The 25188-nt window shown below is 64.2% G+C and carries 26 protein-coding genes and 1 tRNA gene; 17 read left to right on the top strand and 10 right to left on the bottom strand.

Features of this window, described 5'->3' with window-relative positions; translation table 11 throughout:
- Nucleotides 1-28 precede the first annotated feature (28 nt).
- The 4 genes from pgm (at nucleotide 29) to CH249_RS24400 (ending at nucleotide 3876) form a co-directional block, all read left to right on the top strand.
- Complete coding sequence (pgm, locus tag CH249_RS24415) at nucleotides 29-1669, top strand: phosphoglucomutase (alpha-D-glucose-1,6-bisphosphate-dependent) (RefSeq protein WP_094648128.1); 1641 nt, start codon at nucleotides 29-31, stop codon at nucleotides 1667-1669.
- The gene (locus CH249_RS24410) at nucleotides 1666-2919 is read left to right on the top strand and encodes an MFS transporter (RefSeq protein WP_373453538.1); all 1254 of its coding nucleotides are present in this window, start codon (nucleotides 1666-1668) and stop codon (nucleotides 2917-2919) included. Before pgm ends, CH249_RS24410 begins: the two co-directional genes overlap by 4 nt.
- Before the next feature lie 10 nt (nucleotides 2920-2929).
- A complete protein-coding gene (locus CH249_RS24405; protein WP_254924069.1) occupies nucleotides 2930-3676 on the top strand; it encodes a DsbA family protein in 747 nt (248 codons plus the stop codon).
- Between the two features lie 127 nt (nucleotides 3677-3803).
- Nucleotides 3804-3876, top strand: a tRNA-Ala gene (locus CH249_RS24400).
- A gap of 114 nt (nucleotides 3877-3990) precedes the next feature.
- On the opposite strand, the gene CH249_RS24395 is transcribed toward CH249_RS24400, so the two are convergent.
- Nucleotides 3991-4335, bottom strand: a complete 345-nt coding sequence (locus tag CH249_RS24395) for an Lsr2 family protein (RefSeq protein ID WP_094648189.1) — start codon at nucleotides 4333-4335, stop codon at nucleotides 3991-3993.
- A 537-nt stretch (nucleotides 4336-4872) separates the two neighbouring features.
- On the opposite strand from CH249_RS24395, the gene CH249_RS24390 reads away from it, so the two are divergent.
- Together CH249_RS24390 and CH249_RS24385 are read left to right on the top strand one after the other, a co-directional pair.
- A complete protein-coding gene (locus CH249_RS24390) occupies nucleotides 4873-5976 on the top strand; it encodes an N-acetylmuramoyl-L-alanine amidase (protein ID WP_094682956.1) in 1104 nt (367 codons plus the stop codon).
- Between the two features lie 11 nt (nucleotides 5977-5987).
- Nucleotides 5988-7028, top strand: a complete 1041-nt coding sequence (locus CH249_RS24385) for a GTP-binding protein (protein ID WP_094682886.1) — start codon at nucleotides 5988-5990, stop codon at nucleotides 7026-7028.
- 4 nt (nucleotides 7029-7032) lie between these two features.
- Here CH249_RS24385 and CH249_RS24380 read toward each other — a convergent pair whose 3' ends face one another.
- The 3 genes from CH249_RS24380 to glp are packed head-to-tail and all read right to left on the bottom strand — an operon-like array spanning nucleotide 7033 to nucleotide 9627.
- Nucleotides 7033-7446 (bottom strand): molybdenum cofactor biosynthesis protein MoaE, encoded by a 414-nt coding sequence (locus CH249_RS24380; RefSeq protein ID WP_094648126.1) that lies wholly within the window; start codon nucleotides 7444-7446, stop codon nucleotides 7033-7035.
- A complete protein-coding gene (moaCB, locus tag CH249_RS24375) occupies nucleotides 7439-8440 on the bottom strand; it encodes a bifunctional molybdenum cofactor biosynthesis protein MoaC/MoaB (RefSeq protein WP_094682955.1) in 1002 nt (333 codons plus the stop codon). The genes CH249_RS24380 and moaCB overlap by 8 nt, the downstream gene beginning before the upstream one ends.
- Nucleotides 8437-9627, bottom strand: a complete 1191-nt coding sequence (gene glp / locus CH249_RS24370; protein WP_094682885.1) for a gephyrin-like molybdotransferase Glp — start codon at nucleotides 9625-9627, stop codon at nucleotides 8437-8439. Before glp ends, moaCB begins: the two co-directional genes overlap by 4 nt.
- A 177-nt stretch (nucleotides 9628-9804) precedes the next feature.
- Between glp and moaA the strand changes: the two genes are divergently transcribed.
- Together moaA and CH249_RS24360 are read left to right on the top strand one after the other, a co-directional pair.
- Nucleotides 9805-10863, top strand: coding sequence for a GTP 3',8-cyclase MoaA (moaA, locus tag CH249_RS24365; RefSeq protein ID WP_045199932.1), 1059 nt, complete (start codon nucleotides 9805-9807; stop codon nucleotides 10861-10863).
- The gene (locus CH249_RS24360; protein ID WP_045195687.1) at nucleotides 10856-11110 is read left to right on the top strand and encodes a MoaD/ThiS family protein; all 255 of its coding nucleotides are present in this window, start codon (nucleotides 10856-10858) and stop codon (nucleotides 11108-11110) included. Before moaA ends, CH249_RS24360 begins: the two co-directional genes overlap by 8 nt.
- Before the next feature lie 47 nt (nucleotides 11111-11157).
- Here CH249_RS24360 and nadE read toward each other — a convergent pair whose 3' ends face one another.
- Nucleotides 11158-12003, bottom strand: a complete 846-nt coding sequence (gene nadE, locus CH249_RS24355) for an ammonia-dependent NAD(+) synthetase (protein ID WP_094682884.1) — start codon at nucleotides 12001-12003, stop codon at nucleotides 11158-11160.
- Between the two features lie 61 nt (nucleotides 12004-12064).
- Here nadE and CH249_RS24350 point away from each other — a divergent pair, with 61 nt between their 5' ends.
- Nucleotides 12065-12847, top strand: coding sequence for a fructosamine kinase family protein (locus tag CH249_RS24350; RefSeq protein ID WP_032397718.1), 783 nt, complete (start codon nucleotides 12065-12067; stop codon nucleotides 12845-12847).
- Nucleotides 12848-12856: 9 nt separating this feature from the next.
- On the opposite strand, the gene CH249_RS24345 is transcribed toward CH249_RS24350, so the two are convergent.
- Entirely contained in the window at nucleotides 12857-13456 is a 600-nt protein-coding gene (locus CH249_RS24345; protein ID WP_032397719.1) for a TetR/AcrR family transcriptional regulator, read from the bottom strand.
- Between the two features lie 104 nt (nucleotides 13457-13560).
- Here CH249_RS24345 and CH249_RS24340 point away from each other — a divergent pair, with 104 nt between their 5' ends.
- From CH249_RS24340 to nrdF, 7 genes are all read left to right on the top strand, one after another.
- Nucleotides 13561-14127 carry an NAD(P)H-dependent oxidoreductase gene (locus CH249_RS24340; RefSeq protein ID WP_045195685.1) on the top strand — a complete coding sequence of 189 codons (567 nt, stop codon included), beginning with the start codon at nucleotides 13561-13563 and terminating at the stop codon, nucleotides 14125-14127.
- Between the two features lie 43 nt (nucleotides 14128-14170).
- Nucleotides 14171-14293, top strand: a complete 123-nt coding sequence (gene ykgO, locus CH249_RS24335) for a type B 50S ribosomal protein L36 (protein WP_032397721.1) — start codon at nucleotides 14171-14173, stop codon at nucleotides 14291-14293.
- A gap of 411 nt (nucleotides 14294-14704) precedes the next feature.
- Nucleotides 14705-14938 (top strand): redoxin NrdH, encoded by a 234-nt coding sequence (locus tag CH249_RS24330; RefSeq protein ID WP_032398330.1) that lies wholly within the window; start codon nucleotides 14705-14707, stop codon nucleotides 14936-14938.
- 24 nt (nucleotides 14939-14962) lie between these two features.
- Nucleotides 14963-15424 (top strand): class Ib ribonucleoside-diphosphate reductase assembly flavoprotein NrdI, encoded by a 462-nt coding sequence (gene nrdI, locus CH249_RS24325; protein ID WP_032397722.1) that lies wholly within the window; start codon nucleotides 14963-14965, stop codon nucleotides 15422-15424.
- 36 nt (nucleotides 15425-15460) lie between these two features.
- A complete protein-coding gene (gene nrdE / locus CH249_RS24320) occupies nucleotides 15461-17626 on the top strand; it encodes a class 1b ribonucleoside-diphosphate reductase subunit alpha (RefSeq protein ID WP_094682883.1) in 2166 nt (721 codons plus the stop codon).
- A 67-nt stretch (nucleotides 17627-17693) separates the two neighbouring features.
- Nucleotides 17694-19088, top strand: a complete 1395-nt coding sequence (locus CH249_RS24315) for a DUF2252 domain-containing protein (protein WP_094682882.1) — start codon at nucleotides 17694-17696, stop codon at nucleotides 19086-19088.
- A 161-nt stretch (nucleotides 19089-19249) separates the two neighbouring features.
- Nucleotides 19250-20215: a class 1b ribonucleoside-diphosphate reductase subunit beta gene (nrdF, locus tag CH249_RS24310; RefSeq protein ID WP_008717549.1), complete on the top strand. Its 966-nt coding sequence runs from the start codon at nucleotides 19250-19252 to the stop codon at nucleotides 20213-20215.
- 24 nt (nucleotides 20216-20239) lie between these two features.
- Here nrdF and CH249_RS24305 read toward each other — a convergent pair whose 3' ends face one another.
- The 4 genes from CH249_RS24305 to CH249_RS24290 all read right to left on the bottom strand — a co-directional run bounded on the left by CH249_RS24305 (nucleotide 20240) and on the right by CH249_RS24290 (nucleotide 22976).
- Entirely contained in the window at nucleotides 20240-20437 is a 198-nt protein-coding gene (locus tag CH249_RS24305) for a hypothetical protein (RefSeq protein ID WP_032397724.1), read from the bottom strand.
- 3 nt (nucleotides 20438-20440) lie between these two features.
- Nucleotides 20441-21358 carry an SPFH domain-containing protein gene (locus CH249_RS24300; protein WP_179273219.1) on the bottom strand — a complete coding sequence of 306 codons (918 nt, stop codon included), beginning with the start codon at nucleotides 21356-21358 and terminating at the stop codon, nucleotides 20441-20443.
- A 99-nt stretch (nucleotides 21359-21457) separates the two neighbouring features.
- On the bottom strand, nucleotides 21458-21931 hold the full coding sequence (locus CH249_RS24295; RefSeq protein WP_032397726.1) for an NUDIX domain-containing protein: 474 nt from the start codon (nucleotides 21929-21931) through the stop codon (nucleotides 21458-21460).
- A 4-nt stretch (nucleotides 21932-21935) separates the two neighbouring features.
- Entirely contained in the window at nucleotides 21936-22976 is a 1041-nt protein-coding gene (locus tag CH249_RS24290; protein WP_094682953.1) for an iron-siderophore ABC transporter substrate-binding protein, read from the bottom strand.
- 347 nt (nucleotides 22977-23323) lie between these two features.
- Here CH249_RS24290 and ctaD point away from each other — a divergent pair, with 347 nt between their 5' ends.
- Entirely contained in the window at nucleotides 23324-25114 is a 1791-nt protein-coding gene (gene ctaD, locus CH249_RS24285) for a cytochrome c oxidase subunit I (protein ID WP_032397727.1), read from the top strand.
- Nucleotides 25115-25188: the final 74 nt, after the last annotated feature.

Below are 25188 nucleotides of genomic sequence, written 5' to 3'. Positions count from 1 at the left end.
GTTTCGTCGATCAACGAGGAGGCGCATCGTGGCGCACGAGAGAGCTGGAACCACTGCACTGCCGGAGGATCTGGTGGATCTTTCGCAGCTCGTGACCGCGTACTACTCGCGGGTTCCCGATGTGTCGGAACCGAGTCAGCAGGTGGTGTTCGGCACCTCCGGACATCGAGGGTCCAGTCTGGACTCGGCGTTCAACGAGGCGCACATCGTGGCGACGACGCAGGCGATCGTGGAGTACCGGTCCGCACAGGGCATCACCGGCCCGCTGTTCATCGGTCGGGACACTCACGCTCTGTCCGAACCCGCCTGGACGACGGCGTTGGAAGTGTTGGCTGCCAACGGTGTCGACGTACTGGTCGATTCGGGCGATCGGTACACGCCCACCCCCGCCGTCAGCCACGCAATTCTTCGCCACAACGAGTCCGGACCGTCGGCGAAGGCCGACGGCATCGTGGTGACTCCCTCGCACAATCCGCCGCGGGACGGCGGATTCAAGTACAACCCTCCGCACGGTGGTCCGGCCGACAGCGATGCCACATCGGTCATTGCCGCTCGCGCCAACGAGCTTCTGCGCGATGGCATTTCGGGCATCAAGCGGGTGACCCTGGCCCAGGCGTTCGCGGGGAGCGTCTCTCGCTACGACTTCCTCGGCACCTACGTGGACGACCTACCGAACGTGCTCGATCTCGACGCGATCCGCGCGGCCGGAGTGCGTATCGGAGCAGATCCGTTGGGTGGAGCGAGTGTCGATTACTGGGATGCCATCGCCGAGCGGCACAATCTCGACCTGACCGTGGTGAACCCGTTGGTGGACGGCACATTCCGCTTCATGACTCTCGATACCGACGGCAAGATCAGGATGGACTGCTCGTCGCCGAACGCGATGGCCTCGCTCATCGCTGCCCGCGATCGGTTCGACATCTCGACGGGCAACGATGCCGACTCCGATCGACACGGCATCGTCACTCCCGACGGTGGCCTGCTCAACCCCAATCACTTTCTCGCCGTCGCCATCGACTACCTGTTCACCCACCGACCCGATTGGTCGCCCACGGCGGCAGTGGGCAAGACGTTGGTGAGCTCGTCGATGATCGACCGGGTCGTCTCGGGTCTCGGCCGTCGTCTGCTCGAGGTGCCGGTCGGTTTCAAATGGTTCGTCCCCGGTCTGCTCGCAGGCGAGCTCGGATTCGGCGGTGAGGAGAGCGCCGGAGCGTCGTTCCTCCGACACAACGGCCGCGTCTGGACCACCGACAAGGACGGAATCGTGCTGGCTTTGCTGGCATCCGAGATCACCGCTGTCACCGGATCCACGCCGTCGCAGCGCTACGCCGAGTTCACCGCGAAGTTCGGCGATCCGACGTATGCCCGCGTCGATGCACCTGCCACCCGCGTGCAGAAGGCCGTTCTCTCCGAGCTGTCGCCCGATCAGATCACCGCCACCGAGCTGGCGGGCGAACCGATCACGGCAACGCTGACCGAGGCTCCCGGCAACGGAGCGGCCCTCGGTGGTCTGAAAGTGACGACGGAGAGCGCCTGGTTCGCTGCGCGCCCGTCCGGAACCGAGGACGTGTACAAGATCTACGCGGAGTCGTTCCAGGGCGAGGACCATCTGGCCCGGGTTCAAGCCGCCGCACGTGAGCTGGTGTCCTCCGCACTCGAGAGCTCGTGACCGACTCACCTCCATCCGACCACGACAGTTCGGCTCCCGAGCCCGCATTCAGACCCGGAGGCAAGCTCCCACCGGAGATCTGGGTACTGGTATCGGCGGCGTTCGTCATCGCGCTCGGATTCGGTATCGTCGCGCCCGCTCTGCCGCAGTTCGCCCGGGAATTCGGCGTCGGATACACGGCGGCGTCGGCGGTCATCAGTGCGTTCGCTCTCATGCGGTTGCTGTTCGCGCCCGCCAGTGGTGCTCTGGTGCAGCGGCTCGGCGAGCGGCCCGTTTACCTGATCGGACTGCTCATCGTTGCGGTGTCCACCGGCGCCTGCGCGCTGGCTCAGACGTACTGGCAGCTGTTGGTGTTTCGAGGACTCGGCGGCATCGGCTCGACGATGTTCTCGGTGTCGGCACTGGGATTGCTGATCAGGATCAGCCCTGCGACCAGTCGGGGCCGCATCTCCGGCCTCTATGCGACCGCGTTCCTGCTGGGAACCATCGGCGGTCCGCTCGTCGGCGGCGCTCTCGTCGGATTCGGGCTGCGGGTGCCGTTCGTGATCTATGCCGTAGCGCTCGTGATCGCGGCGGCCGTCGTGTACTTCACCCTGGGCAACTCCGACCTCGTCAAGCCGGAGAAGGGCTCGGCACCACCCACGATGTCGTTGCTCGCCGCGCTGCGGATCCCGTCGTATCGGGCTGCGTTGGCGTCGAATTTCGCCAACGGGTGGGCAGTGTTCGGTGTTCGAGTGGCCTTGGTGCCGTTGTTCGTCGTCGAGGCGATGCAGCGATCCGAGGTGTTCGTCGGTATCGCGCTGACCGTGTTCGCAGTGGGAAATGCCCTGGTGCTCACCAGTGCAGGCCGCCTGTCCGACGTGCGCGGACGCAAGCCGTTCATGGTGGGTGGGCTGGCGGTGTGCGGGCTGGGGACCGTCGTGATGGGGTACGTCCACGATCCCGTGCTGTTTCTCGTGGTGTCGCTGATCGCCGGAATCGGATCGGGTCTGATGAGTCCTGCCCAGCAGGCCTCGGTTGCGGACGTGATCGGCTCGAAGGCGCGCGGTGGGCCCGTGCTGGCTGCATTCCAGATGGCATCCGATGTCGGCGCGGTCATCGGCCCGATCGTCGCCGGAATGATCGTCGAACAAGTCTCCTTCGGTCCGGCATTCGCCGTGACGGGAGCGCTGCTTCTCCTTGCAGGACTCTGGTGGTCGCGAGTTCCGGACACGCTCGGGCACGAGCGCACCCGACCGACGCAACCGTAGTATTCGCTGTGTGAGCCAGAAGAAGACATCCAGTACGAAACACACACCCGAGGCAACCTCGAACACGATGACCTACGTATTGGGCGGCATCGCATTCGTCGTAGTGGTGGTCGTCATCGGGGTGGCGATCATGTGGCAGAGCGGAAGCGACGCTCCACGCAACGACGGCTACGGAACGGTCAAGAATCCGGCGGTCGAATTGTCGTTGCCGGGTGACGGGGTGGTTCAGCTGTCGCGTCCGGAAGCGCAGCGAGTCATCGATGTCTTCGAGGATCCGATGTGCCCGTTCTGCGGCGACCTCGAAGTGAAACACGGCCAGGAGTTGGCTCAGAAAATCGACGACGGCGTCGTCTCGGTGAATTACCACCTGGTCAATTTCCTGGATCCACAATCGGCGTCCGGTGACTATTCGACGCGTGCCGTTGCGGCGTCGCACTGCGTGGCAGCGACGGAGAACGCGCGGGTCTACTCCGCATTTCATGCCGGGCTGTTCGACCCGGAATTTCGCCCCGAAGAAGGAAGCGACTCCGACCGGACCGATGCCGAACTCGCAGAACTCGCTCGATCCGCAGGAGCGAGCGATCTGGCGACGGACTGCATCTCCGCCGGTGCGCAGCGCGAGACGGCAGTGGCGGATGCGAACACAGGACGGGATGCGCTGGCGGCGTCGGGTGCCCGCGGAACACCAGGAGTCCTCGTCGACGGTCAGGTTGTCGATGCGCTCGGTGACTCGGAATGGCTGGCGTCGATCAACTGATCTCCGGGCGTTCGTGCGGCCGGTCGTCGAGGATTCGGTACCGGCTGCACCAGGTGATTTGTTGCTGCTGCGACCGATGGTGTAACTTCGTTCGAGCAACCGCATGAGCGGGAGCACGCAGTAACTCGGGGCTATGGCGCAGCTGGTAGCGCACCACACTGGCAGTGTGGGGGTCAGGGGTTCGAGTCCCCTTAGCTCCACCGAGAATCAGAAAAAGCGTCGCCCTCGGGCGGCGCTTTTTTGTGTTTCGGTGACACCGACCGCCGAGTCGGCATCCGGGCGTCGTGCCGGGATGCCGACTCGGCTGTGTCAGCTCAGTGCGCGGCGTCGAATGCTTGCTCGACCTCGGCGGGGATTCTGCCGCGGGCCGAGATGTTGTGTCCGTTCGCCTTGGCCCATTCTCTGATGGCCTTGGTCTGATTGGCGTCGCGCTTGGCACCGGTTGTGGGGGCGCTCGACTTCTTCGTTCGCTTTCCACCGACCTTGGTGGAGTGCTCGATGTAATAGTCGAGTTTGCGGTGAAATTCCTTCGCGTTCTTGTCGCTCAGGTCGATTTCGTAGCTGACTCCGTTGACCGAATAGGTTATGTGTTCGCCACCGGATTCGATCGGTTTTTCGTCGATGTCATCGACAAGTTGCACATAGACTTTTCTGGCCATGCTGAAGCTCTCCAATGATGCAGGGGATGATGCGGGGATGTCCAGATCGAACTGATGCGACTATACGGCTGAACATTGTGTTCATCCATGCGGGTCGTGGGATTGTTACGCGTTTCGCAGAATTCCCACAGATATCGGCTCGCCTCTTCTCCGAAACCGACGAGGTGATTGTCCGTGGCATTCTCTCGGCGATCGGTGTTCGTCGTTATCCGAGAGAAAGACGAACCGTCCGGTTCGAATTGGTAGTGCCATCCATTGGGTCGGTTCGAGTGCGATCGAGCGACGATGTGCCGGTACCACTCTGGATCGGTGGCCTCGGGCTACGAATCGGTCACGAAACGCAATCGTTTTACTAACGAAAGATCACTCGATACTCGTCGATCGCGATATCTGCTTCACTTGATGCGCAAGTGTCTGTTGTGACGTGTGGAGTCCCGTGATGCGGTGACCCGTTCGGATCAGCGGTGTCCGAGGGGCCGAAAGGGGAGTTGCGCAGCGAGTACCACCGTTGCGCCAGACCATATGAAATCTGCACCGATGACCAGGTCGGCACTGACGGCGCTGATGTGCGCCGGAATTCTCGGTGCCGGGGTACTCGCGTCCGTACCGGCCAGTGCGACGCCGGCAGACACGGCACCTGCCGCGAGTGCGGAACTGTCCGGAAAGACGGTGTTCCTCGACCCGGGCCACCAGGGCACCGCACATTCGGAGAATCTGCAGCGGCAGGTGAACGACGGGCGCGGCGGCACCAAGGATTGTCAGACCACCGGCATGACCACCCTGGACGGTGTGCCCGAGCACACCATCAACTGGAAAGTCAGCGAACTCGTTCGATCGAGCCTGGAGAGTCTGGGTGCGACGGTGAAGACGAGTCGAGCAGACGACACCGGATGGGGCGGATGCGTCGACGACAGGGCGCGGGCGGCCGGCGAGTCCGGGGCCGACGTGGCCGTGAGTATCCACGCGGACTCCACGAGTACGACGACCGATGCCGACAAGCACGGCTTCCATCTGATCGTGCCCACGCTGCCGATTCCGAACGCGGCTGCCGACGCTGCCCAGTCCGAGGGCGGCCGCTCGGCATCGACGCTGATGCGGGACTCCTATGTGCGGGCCGGATTCGAGCCTGCCAACTATGCGGGAGTCGAGAACGGGATACAGGAGCGATCCGATGTCGCCGGGCCTGCACTGACCACGGTGCCCCTCGTGTTCGTCGAGATGGGCAACGGATCGAACCCCGACGACGCAGCTCTTCTCGAGAGCTCGGACGGTCAGCTGAAGCATGCGATCGCCATCTCGACGGGAATCATCGACTACCTTCTCGGGGCCGAAACCCCGTCCCCGTCAGCAACTGCCGCCACCACGCCGGCGTCTGCCGCCACCACGCCGGCGGCTACCGCCGCCACGACGCCCGCGACCCCTGACCCGACTTCGACGACCGGCACCGCCGCAACGGCACCCGGCGGCGTTGGCCCCACGGCCGAGGGACGCAGCGCGTTGTCCCGGTTGCTCGAGAGTGTGTCCCCGTACGTCGACTCGTTCGGCGTCGACGGCCTGGAAGGACTGGCGACCCCGGGCAACGTGAGCGCTGTGTCCACGTTCGCGCAAGGCCTGCTGAAGCAGATTCTCGCCGACCGGTAGTCTCGGACGCCGTGGCGCGTCGACGAATTCCGGTGGTGATAGTGGCCGGCTTTCTCGGCGCAGGTAAGACCACCCTCCTGAACCACCTGCTGCGCAACGATTCCGGCATCCGAATAGGTGTTGTGGTCAACGACTTCGGGGCGATCAACATCGATTCGATGCTCGTGGCCGGCCAGGTCGATTCGATGGTCTCCCTCGGCAACGGCTGTATCTGTTGCGCCGTCGACATCAGCGATATGGACGCGATGTTCGATGTCCTCGCACACCGCCGGTCCGCCATCGACGTGATCGTGGTCGAGGCCAGCGGTCTGGCCGAACCCCGCAACCTCATCAGGATGGTCCGCGGTAGCGAGAACGAATTCATCGTCTACGGCGGGCTCGTCGGGGTCGTCGACGCGGTCGAGTTCCCTCGGACGCGTGCGCGGCATCCCGAGATCGACCAGCACCTGCAACTGGCCGATCTGGTGGTGCTGAACAAGTCCGATGCGGTGACCGAGTCCGAACGCTCCGCGGTGCGCTCGACGGTGCAGGCCGTCGTCGCAGATGTGCCCGTCGTACCCGTTGCCTTCGGTCGCGTCGACCCGTTGCTGCTGTTCGATCGGCGCGAGGATCGGTCGGTGGATTCGGCAATGGCGGTGCAGCTGTCGTTCGACGAACTACTTCGGGAGAACCACGATCACGACCACGATCGTCACCTGCACGCGCAGTACTCGCACACCGAGTTCGTCAGTACGGATCCCGTCGAACCCCGGCGACTGATCGAGTTCCTGGAGAATCCTTCCGGAAACCTCTACCGCATCAAGGGATTCGTACACTTCGGCATCGCCGGCCACACCCAGAAGTTCGTCGTGCACACGGTGGGTCGACACATTCGATTCGAGGCCGCGTCGTGGTCGAGGGGTGAGCCCGTGCAGACCTCACTGGTGCTGATCGGTAGCGATCTCGATGCCTCGGCCGTCGAGCAGCGGTTGCGCGCGTGTGTGCGAGGACCGGACGACCCCGACGACGCCTCTGCGATGCTTCCGGTCCATCGCTACCTCGAGACCGGTTAGCTCGCTAGAGCCCGACCCACTCGGTGCGTCCGCCCTCGAATCCCTGACGCTTCCAGATAGGGACCTCGGCCTTGATGCGCTCGACGAGTCGCGCGCAGGCTTCGAATGCCTCGGCGCGATGAGCCGAGCCGACGGCGGCGACGAGTGCGAGGTCGCCGACCCGGAGATCGCCGACGCGGTGCACTGCGGCGACCGCCAATCCGGTCTCTGCCGATACCTCCGAGCAGCATCGGTTCAGGAAGCGTTCCGCGTCGGGGTGGGCTCGATATTCGAGGGTTTCCACGGCATGTCCGCCGTCGTGGTCACGAACGATTCCGCTGAACAGCACGACCGCTCCGTGCCGCGAATCCTGTACCGCTGCTTCGACTTCGGCGGTACTCAACGGTTCACTGGAAATTCGTGCGACGAGTTCACTCATCGTGGGGGCCTCCTCCGGCGATCTGTGCCAGTACATGGTCGAGGAGCGGGTCGAGGACGGAGAGTCCGTCCTTCACACCGCCCGGTGAGCCCGGCAGGTTGACGACGAGCGTGCGTCCGATCAGACCCGAGACACCGCGGCTGAGCACCGCATGAGGCGTCGCGGATGTTCCGCGGGTGCGGATCGCATCGGCGATCCCCGGCATGTCGATGTCCAGGAGTGCCGCCGTCGCCTCCGGGGTCGCGTCGGTGGGGGACACCCCGGTTCCGCCCGTGCTGACGATCAACGACGGTTCGCCGCGCAGGGCGTCGTGCAGTCCGGCCGCGATGTCGGCATCGGCGTAGACCAGTGGGCCTCGCACGGCGAAGCCTCGATCGGTCAACCAGGTGGCGATGGCGGGGCCGGTGGTGTCCGGTCGAGTTCCTCGCGCGCCGCCGGTGGAGGCCACCAGAACCACTGCGGACCGTGCGGACTCGAACACGGGATCACCCGCAGCCTCGTCGGCGCCCTCCGCACCGTCCCGTTGCCAATGCCCGTGTTTGCCGCCGTCTTTCGTGAGCAACCGGACGCCGTTCATGGTGGCACCGGGATCGACGGCCTTGACCATGTCGTGCAGGGTCAGGCCCGCGACGGCGACCGCGGTCAGTGCTTCCATCTCCACCCCGGTGCGTCCGGTGGTGCGGGCGGTGGCCTCGACCGTGATGGACGACTCGGTGAACCCGAACGAGATCTTCACCGAGGAGAGGGCGAGCTGATGACACAGCGGAATCAGGTCCGATGTCCGCTTCGCTGCCGAGATGCCGGCGATGCGGGCGGTGGCGAGGACGTCGGCCTTGGGCATGTCGTCCGCACGTACGAGGGCGATGACCTCGGCAGTGGTGACGAACTCACCGGCGGCGACGGCCGTGCGCGAGGTTTCCTTCTTGTGCGCCACATCGACCATGCGGGCGCGGCCCTGATCGTCGAGATGAGACAGCTGGGCATCGGTGGTCACAGCGGCCACACCTCCACGTCGGATCCTGCAGCGAGTTCGGTTGTCTCGGAATCGATGTCGATCAACACATCGGCCCATGCCAGTGCGGCGACCAGGTGCGAGCCGGGGCCGGCGACGAGCTCCACCCGACCGTCCTCGCGCATTCGGCCACGGAGCAACTGTCGTCGACCGGGCGGTGACACGATCGATTCGTGCAGGGCCGCAGTGGTCGAGAGCAGCGGAGGCAGGCCGGCCGCTCGCCGAACGATGTTGCGCGCGAACATGATGTACGAGACGACGGTACTGACGGGATTGCCGGGAAAGCTGAGCACGGGAACACCGTCGAACAGCGTCATGCCCTGTGGTCCGCCCGGCTGCATGCGAACCGATCCGAAATTGCCGCCGAGCGGTCGGAGTACGTCCTTGACCACTTCGAAGTCGCCCATCGACACTCCGCCGGACGTGATGATCAGCTCCGCCGATTCCGCTGCCGCGTCGAGGATCTCGCGGAAGCGGCTCGGCTCGTCGGAGCTGCGCGCGACGGAGACCACCTCGGCACCGCTGGCGCGTAGGTGTGCGGCGAGGGTGATCCCGTTCGAGTCGTAGATCTGACCGGGCGTCAGCGTCGAGCCGGCGTCGACCAGCTCGGCACCGGTGGTCACGACGGCCACACGAGGACGTGAGCGGACGTCGAGCTCACCGAAGCCGACGGCAGCGAGAACGGAGATGTGACGGGGTTCGAGCACTCGACCCGACTCGACGAGGACTGTTCCGACCCGCACGTCGCTTCCCTGCTCGCGTACGAATTCACCTGCTGCGCGGCCCTTGTGGATCGTCACCGAACCTTCCGCCGTCACGGAGGTGTCTTCGACGGGGACGATGGCGTCCGCTCCGTCCGGAATGGGGGCGCCGGTCATGATCTTGGCGGCACTGCCCGAGGCGAGCACTGCCGATTCCGTCGGGCCTGCGGCGATGATCGTCGAGACCGGAAGCGTCACCGGGGTGGTGGACACGGATCGCGAATCCACGGCGTAGCCGTCCATCTGCGAGTTGCGGAACAGGGGCAGATCGACCGGGGACCGTACGTCCTCGAACGAGACGCGTCCCAGCGCGTTGTCGAGAGCAATTCGCTGAGCTGTTCTCGTGGTCAGCGCCGCGAGCAGAGTGTCGACCGCGGCGGCGTGTTCCTCGACCGATACAGCGGTCACCGTGCGGATCCAGTGATCGCGTGCGTGTGCTCAACCGTCATGGGTGCCAATCCTAAGCACGCCGGTCCGTCGACTCGGTGTGGGCTGCGGCATAATGGGTAGACACATCTACGACAGACGTGATTTTCGACGGAGACGAGGTACGAGGTGACGGTGGACAGTGTCACCTCGCTGGGCATTCCCGGGTTCGGTACCACCACGGGTTCGGCGGCAGGCAGTGCGAACTCCGTGTCCGACCGGCCGGACGTGCCGCATCTGATCGATCGTTTCGGCCGAGTGGCCCGCGACCTGCGCGTCTCGATCACCGAGAAGTGCTCGTTGCGCTGCACCTACTGCATGCCAGAGGAAGGCCTTCCGGCGATCCCGGCTGCGGCGCTGCTGACACCCGCCGAGATTGCCCGAGTGGTCTCGGTGTCGGTACGCCTGCTCGGTATTCGGGACGTGCGCTTCACCGGAGGCGAGCCGTTGATGCGTCGCGATCTCGACGAGATTCTGCGGCTGTGCGCCGACGTCGCGGACGGTGTGCCGCTGTCGATGACCACCAACGCCGTCGGTCTCGAACATCGGGCACAGTCGTTGGCGGACGCCGGGTTGACCCGAGTGAACGTCTCGTTGGATTCGGTCGACCGCGAGGATTTCGCGCGCTTGACCCGACGAGATCGGCTGCCGTCGGTGCTCGCCGGAATCAGGGCAGCGCAGCGTGCCGGGATCGGGCCGGTCAAGGTCAACGCCGTTCTGATGCGCGACACCCTGTCGGGTGCCGTCGATCTGCTGCGCTGGTGCCTCGACGAAGGCGTTGCTCTGCGCTTCATCGAGCAGATGCCGCTCGACGCCGACCACGAGTGGGCCCGCGCGAACATGATCGATGCCCAGACCCTGCTCGACGAACTGTCCACCGAGTTCGACCTGCGTGAGGTGGGGCGCGTCGATCCCTCCGCCCCGGCCGAGGAATGGAGTGTCGACGGTACCGACGCCACCGTCGGCATCATCGCGTCGGTGACCCGCTCGTTCTGCGGTGATTGCGACCGCACCAGAGTGACTGCAGAGGGAACGATTCGGTCCTGTCTGTTCAGCGACGACGAAACCGATCTGCGGGCCGCTCTGCGCGGCGGTGCCACCGACGACGAACTGGCAGCCGTGTGGCGTGGGGCGATGTGGAACAAGTGGGCGGGTCACGGCATCGACGCCGACGGCTTCGTACCTCCCACCCGCAGCATGGGAGCCATCGGTGGGTGAGACCCAGGTGGAGGTGCGGTACTTCGCTGCAGCGGTCGACGCGTCGCACTGCGAGTCCGAGTACCTGACCGTGCCGCTCGGAGCCACTCTCGCAGATCTGCGGGAGCTGATCCTGTCCCGGCACGGCGCGCCGATGGAGCCGATACTCAGGGTGTCGGCTTACCTGGTCGGAGACGATCTCACCCGCGATCTCGGGCGCGTGATCGGCGGCAGGGTCGACGTACTGCCACCCTTCGCAGGCGGCTGAGCGCACGCGGTTCGCTGCGCCGCCACCGGCAGGTGGCGGCGCAGGATTCAGCTGCTCCTCTTCCACCAATCGTCGAACGGCGTCACGGGCACCGTGCGCTTGTGCCGAGTTGCGAGGAACATCGTCTCCAGCTTGTCGGCGATCTCCTCGGTGACGTCCTTGCCCTCGAGGTAGTCGTCGATCTGTTCGTACGTCACGCCCAGCGCTTCCTCGTCGGGTAGAGCGGGTCGATCGTCTTCGAGATCGGCGGTGGGAATCTTGCGCCAGGTGCTCTCCGGGGCTCCCAGTTCGCGCAGCAGCGCTGCACCCTGACGTTTGCTCAACCCGGTGAGCGGAGTCAGATCGACCCCGCCGTCACCGAATTTGGTGAAGAACCCGGTGATCGCCTCGGCGGCGTGGTCGGTGCCGACGACGACGTAACCGAGTTCGCCGGCAAGGGCGTACTGCGCGACCATGCGCTGGCGCGCCTTGATGTTGCCGCGGACGAAATCTCGAATTTCGGTACCACCGAGTGCCTCCGCCGTCGCGGCCGCTGCGGCGTCGGCAGCGGCTTTGATGTTCACCGTCACCGTGCGGTCGGGATCGATGAATTTCAGCGCGATCGATGCGTCGTCCTCGTCGGCCTGCACGCCGTAGGGGAGTCGAACGGCGACGAACTCGGCCTCGTGTCCGTCGGCTCGGAGCTCCGTCGCTGCCTGTTGGGCGAGCTTGCCGGTGAGCGTGCTGTCCTGACCGCCACTGATGCCGAGTACGAAGCCCGAGGACGGGGTCGACGTCAGGTAGTCCTTCAGGAAGTCCACGCGCCTGCGGACCTCCGTGATCGGGTCGATGGTCGACTGCACGGCCAGCTCGCGCATGATCCCCGAGCGCAATTCCGAGTTGATGTGTCCCATCACGTCATCCTAATGACGGGTGCCGGTGTGGTGCTTCGCGCCGTGCGTAGTGTCGACGGACGTGAGTGGATCCTCCGACACCTTCGTCAAGCGAAACCCGCACGCGCATCCCGATTTCTTCGCGGCCGAGGCCGCCGGGCTTCGGTGGCTCGGCGACGCGGCGGCCCCTGTCGTCGGAGTCCTCGGGCACGGCCGGACGTACATCGAACTCGAGCGGCTGATTGCGGCCCGCCCCACGCCGGGCGCAGCCGAACGATTCGGCCGCGCTCTGGCCGCGATGCATTCCGCCGGAGCCGCCGGGTTCGGTGCGCCACCGGTGGATGCCGACGGCGTCGCCTTCTCGGGTCAGCTGTTCATCGGTGCTCGGCCCATGACCAGCACAGTGCACACCTCATGGGGAGCGTTCTACGCCGCAGAACGAGTGTTGCCGTTTCTTTCGATCGCGCAGGACGCGGGCACTGTGACGCCCGGGGAGGCGGCGATCGTCGAGTCGGCGTGCCGACGTATCGCGGACGGCGACTTCGACGATGCAGAGCCGCCGAGCCGTATTCACGGTGATCTCTGGAACGGCAACGTGTTCTGGACCGACGCGGGAGTGGTGCTCATCGACCCGGCGGCGCACGGTGGGCACCGCGAGACCGATCTGGCGATGTTGGCGCTGTTCGGTTGCGCCCACCTCGACGCCGTCGTCGGCGGCTACGAGACGGTACGGCCGCTGCGATCCGGGTGGCGCGAGCGCACGGCCGTGCATCAGCTGCATCCACTCGCAGTTCATGCTGCCGGTCACGGCCGTTCCTACGGCACGGCGCTGCACGCGGCGGCTGCGGCCGTCGTCGGGCTGTGAGCGAAGGATCTACCGAGTGCGAGTTGCTCGGCGTACCAGATCTTCCCAGCCGTCGGCCAGGCGATCCATCGGCATCCCCAGATCTCGGTACTGGTGGAGTACCAGCGTGGCTTCGAGCGGTGTGAGCAGCCAGTACGCGAGCAATTCGAGATCCCCGTCCACCTCGGCTGCGCGGAGCAGCGACAGGACGTGGGTGAAGTTGACCATGTGCGCCGGGGCGGAGTACCGCGCGTCGTCGGCGCTCTCCGCGGCGCGCAGCACTTCCCCCTGGACGTTGACGAATTCGAGTCGAGCTCGGCCGAAGGCGACGAGACGATCGATGGGGTCGGCACCCGGACCCAGCGGGGGTTCGCCGAACATGAACGAGTGCTGCAGTTTCTTCTCGGTGTGGTCGAGCAGCGCGCGCATCAGCCCGGCCCGGTTCCCGAAGCGACGGAACACTGTGCCCTTGCCCACTCCGGCCTTGCTCGCCACGGCGTCCATGGTGATGGCATCGGCTCCGACGGTCGCCACCAGATCGGTTGCGGCGTCGAGGAGCAGGCGACGGTTGCGCGCTGCGTCGCACCGTTCGGATTCCTCGCCCGCTATGGGCAGCATCGGGCCGGTCACAGTGGAAGCCTACCTTGTCGGGAACATAAATGGACCACGGTCCGTTTGCATGGTAGGAATTGATCCGACGATCACGTCAACCGAACTTGCGAAGGAATAACCTCATGTCAGACGCTCATGTACTCGTTCTCGTCGGAAGCCTGCGCGCCGAGTCGGTGAACAAGCGAATCGCCGAGACTGCTGTCACAGTGGCTCCCGCCGGTGCCGAGGTAGTGGTGTACGACGGTCTCGGAGATGTCCCGTTCTACAACGAGGACATCGATGTCGAGGGATCGGCACCTGCAGCCGCTCTCGCTCTGCGGGCCGCTGCCGAGAAGGCTACGGCGTTGTTGTTGGTCACGCCCGAATACAACGGCACCATCCCGGCCGTGCTGAAGAACGCCATCGACTGGCTCTCGCGCCCGTACGGTGCGGGTGCCATGGTGGGCAAGCCGGTCGTCGTGATCAGCGCGTCGCCCAGCGGCAACGGAGCCAAGTGGGCGCACGAGGACACCAGCAAGGCCGTACGCATCGCAGGCGGAACCGTCCTCGAGGACGTCCAGCTCTCCATCGGTGGAACCATCGACAAGTTCGGCTCGGCCCACCCGCGCGAGAACGTCGAGGTCTCCGGCGAGATCGGGCACGTCGTCGCCGAACTGGTGAAGGCCGCCGACGATCTCGTGAGTGCGTGACCCTGTCACGGTTTCGATAATCGTTTTCATGTAGACTGGTTGCATGAAGGTGAGAAACTCGGTGAAATCGCTCAAGAACAAGCCCGGCGCACAGGTCGTTCGGCGCCGTGGCACGGTGTTCGTGATCAACAAGAAAGAGCCGCGGTTCAAAGCGCGCCAGCGTTGACGATCGCGTGATCGACCGCGAAGGACCCTCGGAGACATCCGGGGGTCCTTCGTCGTGTCCGGGAGTGTCGGCGGTCGTCGGCACATGTCATGGTTCGGGCCGAGTTTCGTTGTGATGGACAACACGTTGCCGGTGTGACGTGCGACACGCCGATATGGGTCGATTCTTGTGGCTCGACAACGCCGTGACCAGCGAATATCACGGATGTTGTTCGCAACATCTCGTGTTCTAGGCAGATGTCGGACACTAGGTGTAGTGTTTGACCGACCGAGAGGCCACAACTCGAAGAACGTGCACAAACGGGTTCGAGCAGGTCGAAGTCGCCCTGAGCGGGAGATGTTCTCGGTGCCACACGCAGAGCACATCGGTCGCGTCGGTGCACCCGATGGCGACAACGGAAAGAGGGACACCATGAGCATCACCGTTTACACCAAGCCCGCCTGCGTTCAGTGCAATGCCACCTACCGCGCCCTCGACAAAGCCGGTATCGAGTACTCCGTGATCGACATCTCGCAGGATCCCGAAGCACGTGACTACGTCATGGCACTCGGTTACCTGCAGGCTCCGGTTGTCGTCGCGGGCGACGATCACTGGTCCGGCTTCCGTCCGGATCGCATCAAGACCCTCGCAGCGAACGCTGCTTGAACAGTACGAGAGAGTGAGTGAGCGGTGAGTTCGCAACCGCAGTCCTCCCACTCACTGGTCTACTTCTCCAGCGCGTCCGAGAACACCCATCGCTTCGTCTCGAAGCTGGACATTCCCGCGACACGAATCCCTCTGCGTGATCCGAACGGCACCTTTCGTGTCGACTCTCCCTACGTACTCATCGTGCCGACGTACGGGGGAGGGACCACGTACGCCGGCCGCGACACCAACTACGTCCCCAAGCGAGTGATCAAGTTTCTCAACGACGAGCACAACCGTTCGTTGATCCGAGCTGTCATCGCTGCCGGAAACACGAACTTCGGTGACTCGTTCTGCTTTGCGGGAGATGTCATTTCGCAGAAGTGCGCAGTTCCGTATCTGTACCGATTCGAATTGATGGGCACCCCCGAGGACGTAGTGCGGGTCCGCGAGGGGCTGGAGGACTTCTGGGAACGTGAAGTCCGACGCGCCGCCCACACGCACTAGAGCACCACACCCCACATACCCAGTAGGAGCATCGCCGTGGCACCGACCATCACCGACGCAGCACCCGTACCCACCACCGTCCGCGGCGACGGCGACATGGATTACCACGCGCTCAACGCGATGCTCAATCTGTACGGCCCCAACGGTGAGATCCAGTTCGAGAAGGATCGCGAGGCTGCCAATCAGTACTTCCTGCAGCACGTCAATCAGAACACCGTGTTCTTCCACGATCTGGACGAGAAGCTGGACTACCTCGTCGAGGAGAACTACTACGAGCCCGAGGTTCTGGATCAGTACTCTCGCGAGTTCGTCAAGTTCCTGATCAACCACGCGTACTCGAAGAAGTTTCGGTTCCCCACGTTCCTCGGGGCGTTCAAGTACTACACCTCGTACACGCTCAAGACGTTCGACGGCAAGCGTTACCTCGAGCGTTTCGAGGACCGGGTGTGCATGGTGGCGTTGACGCTGGCCGCCGGCGACGAGGCTCTGGCCACCGATCTGGTCGACGAAATCATCGCCGGTCGCTTCCAGCCCGCGACGCCCACCTTCCTCAACTCCGGCAAGAAGCAGCGCGGCGAGCCCGTGTCCTGCTTCCTGCTGCGCATCGAGGACAACATGGAGTCCATCGGCCGCTCCATCAACTCCGCCCTGCAGCTGTCCAAGCGCGGCGGCGGAGTTGCGTTGCTGCTGAGCAATATTCGCGAGGCCGGCGCGCCCATCAAGCGCATCGAGAACCAGTCCTCGGGTGTCATTCCGATCATGAAGCTGCTCGAGGACTCGTTCTCGTACGCCAACCAGCTCGGTGCACGTCAGGGCGCAGGCGCGGTGTACCTGCACGCACACCATCCCGACGTCTACAAGTTCCTGGACACCAAGCGTGAGAATGCGGACGAGAAGATCCGCATCAAGACCCTCTCGCTCGGAATCGTCATCCCGGACATCACGTTCGAGCTGGCGAAGAAGAACGAGGACATGTACCTGTTCTCGCCGTACGACGTCGAGCGCATCTACGGTGTGCCTTTCGCCGACATCAACGTGTCGGAGAAGTACTACGAGATGGTCGACGACAAGCGGATCCGCAAGACCAAGATCAAGTCTCGCGAGTTCTTCCAGACTCTGGCCGAGCTGCAGTTCGAGTCCGGCTACCCGTACATCATGTACGAGGACACCGTCAATCGTGCGAACCCGGTCAAGGGCAAGATCACTCACTCCAACCTGTGCTCGGAGATCCTGCAGGTCTCGACGCCGTCGACGTTCAACGACGATCTCTCGTACAGCCATGTGGGCAAGGACATCTCGTGCAACCTGGGTTCGCTGAACATCGCCAAGACGATGGACTCGCCCGACTTCGGTAAGACCATCGCCGTGGCCATTCGTGGCCTCACCGCGGTGTCCGATCAGACGCACATCTTCTCTGTGCCGTCGATCGAGCAGGGCAACAACGATTCCCACGCGATCGGCCTCGGGCAGATGAATCTGCACGGCTACCTGGCGCGCGAGCGGATTCACTACGGCTCGACCGAGGGAATCGATTTCACGAACATCTACTTCTACACCGTGCTGTTCCACGCGCTTCAGGCGTCGAATCAGCTGGCGAAGGATCGCGGTCAGTACTTCAAGGGTTTCCCCGAGTCCAAGTACGCGTCGGGTGAATTCTTCGACAAGTACACAGACCAGGTCTGGGAGCCGGCCACGCCCAAGGTCGCGAAGTTGTTCGCCGACTCGGGCGTATCGGTTCCCACCCAGGCGGATTGGACGACGTTGAAGGCGTCCGTGCAGGAGTACGGCATCTACAACCAGAACCTGCAGGCCGTCCCGCCGACCGGCTCGATCTCGTACATCAACAACTCCACCTCGTCGATTCACCCGGTGGCGTCGAAGATCGAGATTCGCAAGGAAGGCAAGATCGGTCGCGTCTACTACCCGGCTCCGTATCTCGACAACGACAACCTGGATTTCTATCAGGATGCCTACGAGATCGGATACGAGAAGATCATCGACACCTACGCTGCCGCAACGCAACACGTCGATCAGGGTCTGTCGTTGACGCTGTTCTTCAAGGACACCGCCACCACTCGCGACATCAACCGTGCGCAGATCTACGCATGGCGCAAGGGCATCAAGACGCTGTACTACATTCGTCTGCGCCAGTTGGCCCTCGAGGGCACCGAGGTGGAGGGTTGCGTGTCCTGCATGCTGTAGCCGACCCGGTCGGTCGAGCTGTGGCCGATACCGCGATCTCGCGGCGCGTTGCGGAGCATAATCAGGCATGGACACCGAGGCGGACGACGAGGTCGAATCCGATATCGATGTGAGAATTGCTCGGAAGGATGCACGTCCTTCCGAGCAATTTCTGCGTGGTCGACACGCCCGTCGGCGCGTACCCCGCAGCGGGTTGGCCGAATGGGATCCGGTCTCGCGTGGTCACGATGCGCTCGACACGGTGCTCGCGCAGAACATCATTCGGGTGCCGGAGCTGCTGCCGATCCGCTACGCGAGAATGTCCGCATCGCCGTGGACCTACTTCCGCGGTGCCGCGGCCGTGATGGCAGCCGACCTCGCGTCGACTCCGCACACCGGCGTCGAGGTCCAGCTGTGTGGCGATGCCCACGTGTTGAATTTCGGATTGTGGGCCACTCCCGAACGGAACCTGTACTTCGACCTCCGCGACTTCGACGAAACGCTGCCCGGCCCGTTCGAGTGGGACCTCAAACGGCTGGCGACCTCTCTCGTGGTTATCGGGCGGGAGAACGGGGTCGATGCGCGACGCTCCGATCGGGCGGTGTCGGCGATGACGGCTGCGTACTGCCGAAAGATGAGGGCATACGCGAGCACGCCGGAGATCGACATCTGGTACGACCGCATCGACGTCGCCGGTCTGCTCGGTCACTTCTCCTCGGGCATCGCTCGACACGCAGAGAAACTCATCGAAACGAAAGCCGAGCGTCGTACCAGCCGTGGGGCGTCCCGCAAGTTCACCGAGACGAGGGACGGTCGTCGAAGGATTCGCGAGGACGCACCTTTTCGCACTCACGTCGGTGATTCCCAGATCGAGCTGGTGCAGGCGGTGATCGCCGGTTACAGCGAGTCGGTCGACGACCACATCTGGAGTCTGCTGACCAGATTCCGGGTTCTCGACGTCGTGCGGCAGGTGGTCGGCGTCGGGAGCGTCGGAATGCGGGTGTATCTGGCGCTGCTCGAAGAACGTCGAACGAAGGATCCGTTCTTCCTGCAGATCAAGCAGGCAGGGCCGTCGGTGTTCGAGCAGTTTCTCGAACCGAGCCGGTACGACAATCACGGTGCCCGCGTGGTCAACGGGCAGCGAATGCTGCAGAGCGCGACCGACATGTTCGTGGGATGGACGGCAGTGGGGACCATGAACTTCTACGTTCGGCAGTTCCGTGACATGAAGGTCATTCCCGACGGCGAGATCATCGGGCCGTACCTCACCGAATTCGCCACCGCATGCGGTGAAGTTCTCGCGCGAGCGCATGCCCGCAGTGGTGACGCGGAGGCGATCGCCGACTACCTCGGCCGCGGAGACAACGTCGGTCGGGCGATGGTGAGGTTCGCCCATGCCTACGCCGATCAGAACGAGCGTGATCACGCGCAGTTGGTCGCTGCCGTCGAGGCCGGAACCGTCCCGTGCTCGGTGGGGTGGTGACCGACCGAAGCAGCCGTAGAGGTCATCCCTGCGGGCAACACTCCCGGCACACTTTGTAGTGCCTACCGGACTTGTCGGACACAACGGGTAGTGTTCGTATCAGCGGCTTTTCACGTAGCTCCGTCCCCGTCTCTCGCTCATCGACCTGTAGGTAGGCACCCATGGTAAAGCTCATCGATCGCGTCTCCGCGATCAACTGGAATCGGGTCCAGGACGACAAGGACTCCGAAGTGTGGGAGCGCCTCACCAGTAATTTCTGGCTGCCCGAGAAGGTGCCGGTGTCCAACGACATCCCGTCGTGGGCAACGTTGACCGCCGTCGAGAAGCAGTTGACGATGCGTGTGTTCACCGGGTTGACACTGCTCGACACCATCCAGGGCACCGTCGGCGCTGTCAGCCTCATCCCGGACGCCATCACTCCCCACGAGGAAGCGGTGTACACCAACATCGCGTTCATGGAGTCGGTGCACGCCAAGAGCTACAGCTCCATCTTCTCCACCCTCAGCTCCACCCGCGACATCGACGATGCATTCCGCTGGTCCGAGGAGAACGTCAACCTCCAGCGCAAAGCCGAGATCGTCCTGAACTTCTACCACGGTGACGATCCACTCAAGCGCAAGGTGGCGTCGACGCTGCTGGAGTCGTTCCTGTTCTACTCCGGCTTCTACCTGCCGATGTACTGGTCCTCGCGGGCCAAGCTCACCAACACCGCGGACCTGATCCGTCTGATCATCCGCGACGAGGCCGTGCACGGGTACTACATCGGCTACAAGTACCAGAAGGGTCTCGAGAAGGTCAGCGAGGCGCAGCGCGAGGAACTCAAGAACTACACGTTCGAGTTGCTGTTCGAGTTGTACGACAACGAGGTCGAGTACACCCAGGACCTCTACGACGAGATCGGCCTGACCGAGGACGTCAAGAAGTTCCTGCGGTACAACGCCAACAAGGCACTGAACAATCTCGGCTACGAGGGCCTGTTCCCCAAGGACGAGACGGACGTCAACCCGGCGATCCTGTCGGCGCTCTCACCCAACGCCGACGAGAACCACGACTTCTTCTCCGGCTCGGGTTCCTCGTACGTCATCGGCAAGGCCGTCAACACCGAAGACGAGGACTGGGACTTCTAGAGATTCGTTCGCGCGTCGGGCCGCTCACTCTTTCGGTGGGCGTCCCGGCGCGCGAATGTCCTGTGCATCCTTCGGCATTCGGCCCTGCTCGCTCAATGCTCGACGCAGTAGGAACTCGATCTGAGCGTTGGTGCTCCGGAGATCGTCGGAGGCCCAACGGGCGAGGGCGTCGTGCACCGTTGGGTCCAACCGCAGCAGAATCTTCTTACGTTCGACGGCCATGGCTCACTGATACAGCGATCCGGTGTTGACGACAGGTTGCGTGTCGCGGTCGCTGCACAGCACCACGAGCAGATTCGACACCATCGTGGCCTTGCGCTCCTCGTCGAGCTCGACGACGTGCTTCTCCTCCAGCTTCCCGAGCGCCATCTCCACCATTCCGACGGCACCTTCGACGATCTGCTGACGGGCCGCGATGACCGCCCCGGCCTGCTGACGTCGCAACATGGCCTGGGCGATCTCCGGGGCATAGGCCAGCCGGTTGATTCGTGTTTCGATCACCTCGACACCGGCCGAACGCACTCGTGCGTGCACCTCCTCCGACATGGCAGCGGTGATCTCGTCGGCGTTCTCCCGCAACGACATTCGTCCTTCGGCGTCGTACGGATAGCTGCCGGCGATGTGGCGGACGGCCGACTCGGTCTGGACGGCGACGAACTCCTCGTAATCGTCGACCTGGAACGATGCCAGTGCGGTGTCGGCAACCTGCCAGACGACGATGGCGGAGATCTCGATCGGATTGCCGTCGGCGTCGTTGACCTTCGATTGGCCGGTCTCGTGGTTGCGGATTCGCGTCGAGATGGCCCGGCGGTAGGTCAACGGATTGGTCCAACGCAGCCCCGGCGTCCGCAGGGTGCCGCTGTACGAACTCCCGAGAAGCTGAAGAACGCGAGCCTGATTCGGCTGCACCAGCGTCAGGCCCATGAGTGCGGGCAAGGAGAGGACGAACAGGACGACTCCGGTCACGACCAGCGCGACGACGGCGAACACGAGTCCGAGCGCGAACGCGGCGATTCCGCCGAGGAACAGCGCGAGACCGATGCCGAGCATCGACCAGCCGGGCAGATCCCAACCCGGGCGCTCGGCGATGGTGGTGGTCGGGGTACCCGTCGGCTTCTCGGCGACGGTTGCAGGTGCGGACATGAGAACCTCCCTCTCGATGGTGATACTAAAGTGATATCACATTAAGCATCGACGAGCACGGAAATCTTGGGAACCGCTCACTGTCGTTCGGCGGGGGAGTCAGCGCCGGAACCACGCCGACGGCTCATCGGCGATGGCCTTCTCGATTCGCAATCGCGAAGTGGCCGTGAGGTTTTCCGGGAGCGCGTCGAGTGCGAACCAGGCGACGTCGAGATTCTCGTCGTCGGCCACGTGAGGAATGCCGCCGGTGTACCGAGCAAGAAACGTGATGTCGAGATACTGCGCGACGTCGCCGTTGGGGTACGTGATCGGCTCCGTCACGTCGACACTCGTCAGTCGCACGATCGTGGCGTCGACGCCGGTCTCCTCCCCGATCTCACGCAGGGCGGCCGGAGCAGGTTCCTCGCCGGGCTCGAGGATTCCGGAGACCACGGCCCAGGTGTTGTTGTCCGCGCGCAGAGTCAGCAGCACACGCCGGTCGTCGTCGAGGACGACCGCGCTGACACCGGACAACCACAGCGGCGACGTGCCGACGACGCTGCGCAGCGCCTGCACGAATTCGGGAATGGGCATCGCGTCAGGAGACGTAGGCGTTCAGCGACGCGGACAGATCGGCCAGAATCGCCCGAGCCGCGACGACCCCACTGCCGGACCACACCGTGTCGTTCACCGCGAACACACGACCGTCGGTGACCGAGCCCAGATCGTGCCACGCGTCGCTGTCCATCACCTCGCGGCCGTACGTCTCGCCGTCGGGGCCTGCGAATCGCACGTAGACGATGTCTCCCTCCACCGGCGAGAGGTCGTTCGCCTCGACCGAGAGATCGGCGTCGCGCTGGCTCTGCGGTCGCGCGACACCCACTTCGGCGAGCACCTGGCCGGCAAAGGAGTTCGGACCGTCCACTTCGATGGAGTCCGCGTCGAATCGAACGACGGACGCCTGGGTCTGGGTGGCGTCGATCTCGCGACCGACCCGCTCGGCATCCGCGGTGAACGACGCGAGTGCCTCGAATCCTGCCTGGCCGCGACCGAGCGCAGCCGCGGACTGCAGGAACGTGTCCTTCCACCCCTGTCCGGTCGCCGTGAAGACGGTCGGGGCGATGGCCGTCAGGTCGTCGTAGGTGTTCGATCCGAGAGAATCGGCACCCAGGATCAGGTCGGGATCGAGGGCGGCGATGGCATCGATGTCGGGTGCACCCACCGGGCCGACGGACGGGACGGACGCCAATCCGGTGCCCAGATACAGCGGTTGATCGCCGTCACCGCGGAAATCGGGGTCGATCGTGGCCGCTCCGACGACCCGCTCCCAGATTCCGACCGCGCAGCTCGCGTCGAGGCCTGCGGCGTCGAGCACGACGATGCGCTGCGGGTCGGCCGGAATGGCGCTGATCCCCTCGGCATGTCCCACGGGTCGGGTGTCACCCTCGATTCCGGTCGGGTCGAGTGGTGCGAGCGCGGGGCACAGTCCCACGGTGTCCCGATTGTTCCCGACCACTCCGGCACCGGCGATGTTCGTGGTGGTGCGGATGATGGTGGATGCGTCGTCCTGCGCTTCGGAATCGGAGCAGCCGACCAGCGCCATGGTGGCGGCAAGGCACACGGCGGCGACGGCGCCCATCCTGCGCGGTGCACACGAACGGGGGAGTCGTGGGTGGAGTGGCAACGCGGGACTTCCTTCGACGGGTCGGGTGGTCTCACACAGTATCGGAAGGCGGCCGTCGCAGAACACTCGAACGGACGCCGTCGAGCGTCCGGAATCGGCGACGATCGAAGCGTTGTCGAATGCGTCCGAAAGGCCGACAGCGCAGGCAGATCGCGCGATGTGGGCGTGCTCGATCGGGGCCAATACGACACACGGTAGGACCGGTTCGGCAAGTGTCGGTCCGACGGTCTACGATTCGAGGAGCGCACGACTAGATGACGTCGCCTCGTGGTTCGAGGTCCGACGCGCAATCAGGAGGATCTGTGACTGCCCTAGCGCCTAGGCCCGCTCCCGCGGTGGATGCTGCTCGGCCGTTCCCGCCGCGGACGGGACCGAAGGGGTCGTTCCTGCACAAAGCGGTGACGACCACCGATCCCAAGGTGTTGGGAATCATGTACATCGCGACATCGTTCGCGTTCTTCCTGATCGGTGGACTCATGGCGCTGCTGATGCGCGCCGAGTTGGCCATTCCGGGAATGCAGTTCCTGTCCAACGAGCAGTACAACCAGCTCTTCACCATGCACGGCACCATCATGCTGTTGCTGTACGCGACGCCGATCGTCTTCGGATTCGCCAACTACATCCTTCCGCTGCAGATCGGCGCTCCCGACGTCGCGTTCCCGCGGTTGAACGCGTTCTCGTACTGGCTCTACCTGTTCGGTGCGTTGATCGCCACGGCCGGATTCATCACCCCCGGTGGTGCTGCCGACTTCGGGTGGACCGCGTACACCCCGCTCACCTCGGCTCTGCACTCGCCCGGCGTCGGTGCGGACCTGTGGATCATGGGCCTGGCCGTCGGCGGTCTCGGCACCATCCTCGGTGGCGTCAACATGATCACCACCGTGATCTGCCTGCGTGCTCCCGGCATGACGATGTTCCGCATGCCGATCTTCACCTGGAACATCCTGGTGACGTCCATCCTGATCCTGCTGGCATTCCCTCTGCTGACGGCTGCGTTGCTCGGGCTGGCGGCCGACCGACATCTGGGGGCGCATCTGTTCGACCCGGCGACCGGCGGAGTGCTGTTGTGGCAGCACCTGTTCTGGTTCTTCGGTCACCCCGAGGTGTACATCATCGCGCTGCCGTTCTTCGGAATCGTCTCCGAGGTGTTCCCCGTCTTCTCGCGTAAGCCGATCTTCGGCTACTCGGGTCTGATCTACGCGACTATCGCCATCGCCGCCCTCTCCATCGCGGTGTGGGCGCACCACATGTACGCCACGGGCGCGGTGTTGCTGCCGTTCTTCTCCTTCATGACGTTCCTGATCGCGGTGCCGACGGGTGTGAAGATCTTCAACTGGGTCGGCACGATGTGGCGAGGCCAGGTGACACTGGAAACGCCGATGCTGTTCTCGATCGGGTTCCTGATCACCTTCGTCTTCGGCGGACTCACCGGTGTTCTGCTGGCGTCGCCGCCCATCGACTTCCAGGTCACCGACACGTACTTCGTGGTCGCCCACTTCCACTACGTGGTGTTCGGCACCGTGGTGTTCGCAACGTACGCCGGCATCTACTTCTGGTTCCCGAAGATGACGGGCCGGATGATGGACGAGGCGCTGGGCAAGTGGCACTTCTGGCTGACGTTCTTCGGATTCCACGCCACGTTCCTGGTGCAGCACTGGCTCGGAAACGAGGGCATGCCGCGTCGCTACGCCGATTACCTGCCCTCGGACGGGTTCACCGAGTTGAACGTCATCTCCACGATCGGTGCCTTCATCCTGGGTGCCTCGACACTGCCGTTCGTGTGGAACGTGTTCAAGTCCTACCGATACGGCGAGGTCGTCACGGTCGACGATCCGTGGGGCTACGGAAACTCGTTGGAGTGGGCCACCTCGTGCCCGCCGCCGCGACACAACTTCACCGAACTGCCTCGGATCCGTTCCGAGCGTCCGGCGTTCGAGTTGCACTACCCGCACATGGTCGAACGGATGCGCGCGGAAGCGCACGTCGGGCCGGGAGCGCACGGTGGTAAGACCACCGCCGTCCTCGAACAGGCCCGCCGGGCTCCGATCGCCACCAGCGATCACGAAGGATCCGGAGACCCGGACCCCAAGTAGTCCACAGCACAGCGAGAGCCCCTCCCGGCTACCGGGTGGGGCTCTTCGCTTGCGACAATCTCGTGGCGTGTTCG

It is taken from the genome of Rhodococcus sp. 05-2255-3B1 (assembly GCF_002258545.1).
In the GTDB taxonomy this organism is placed as follows: domain Bacteria; phylum Actinomycetota; class Actinomycetes; order Mycobacteriales; family Mycobacteriaceae; genus Rhodococcoides.
The sequence above is the reverse complement of the archived record's forward strand: the minus strand, read 5'-3'. Positions and strand labels throughout refer to the sequence as shown.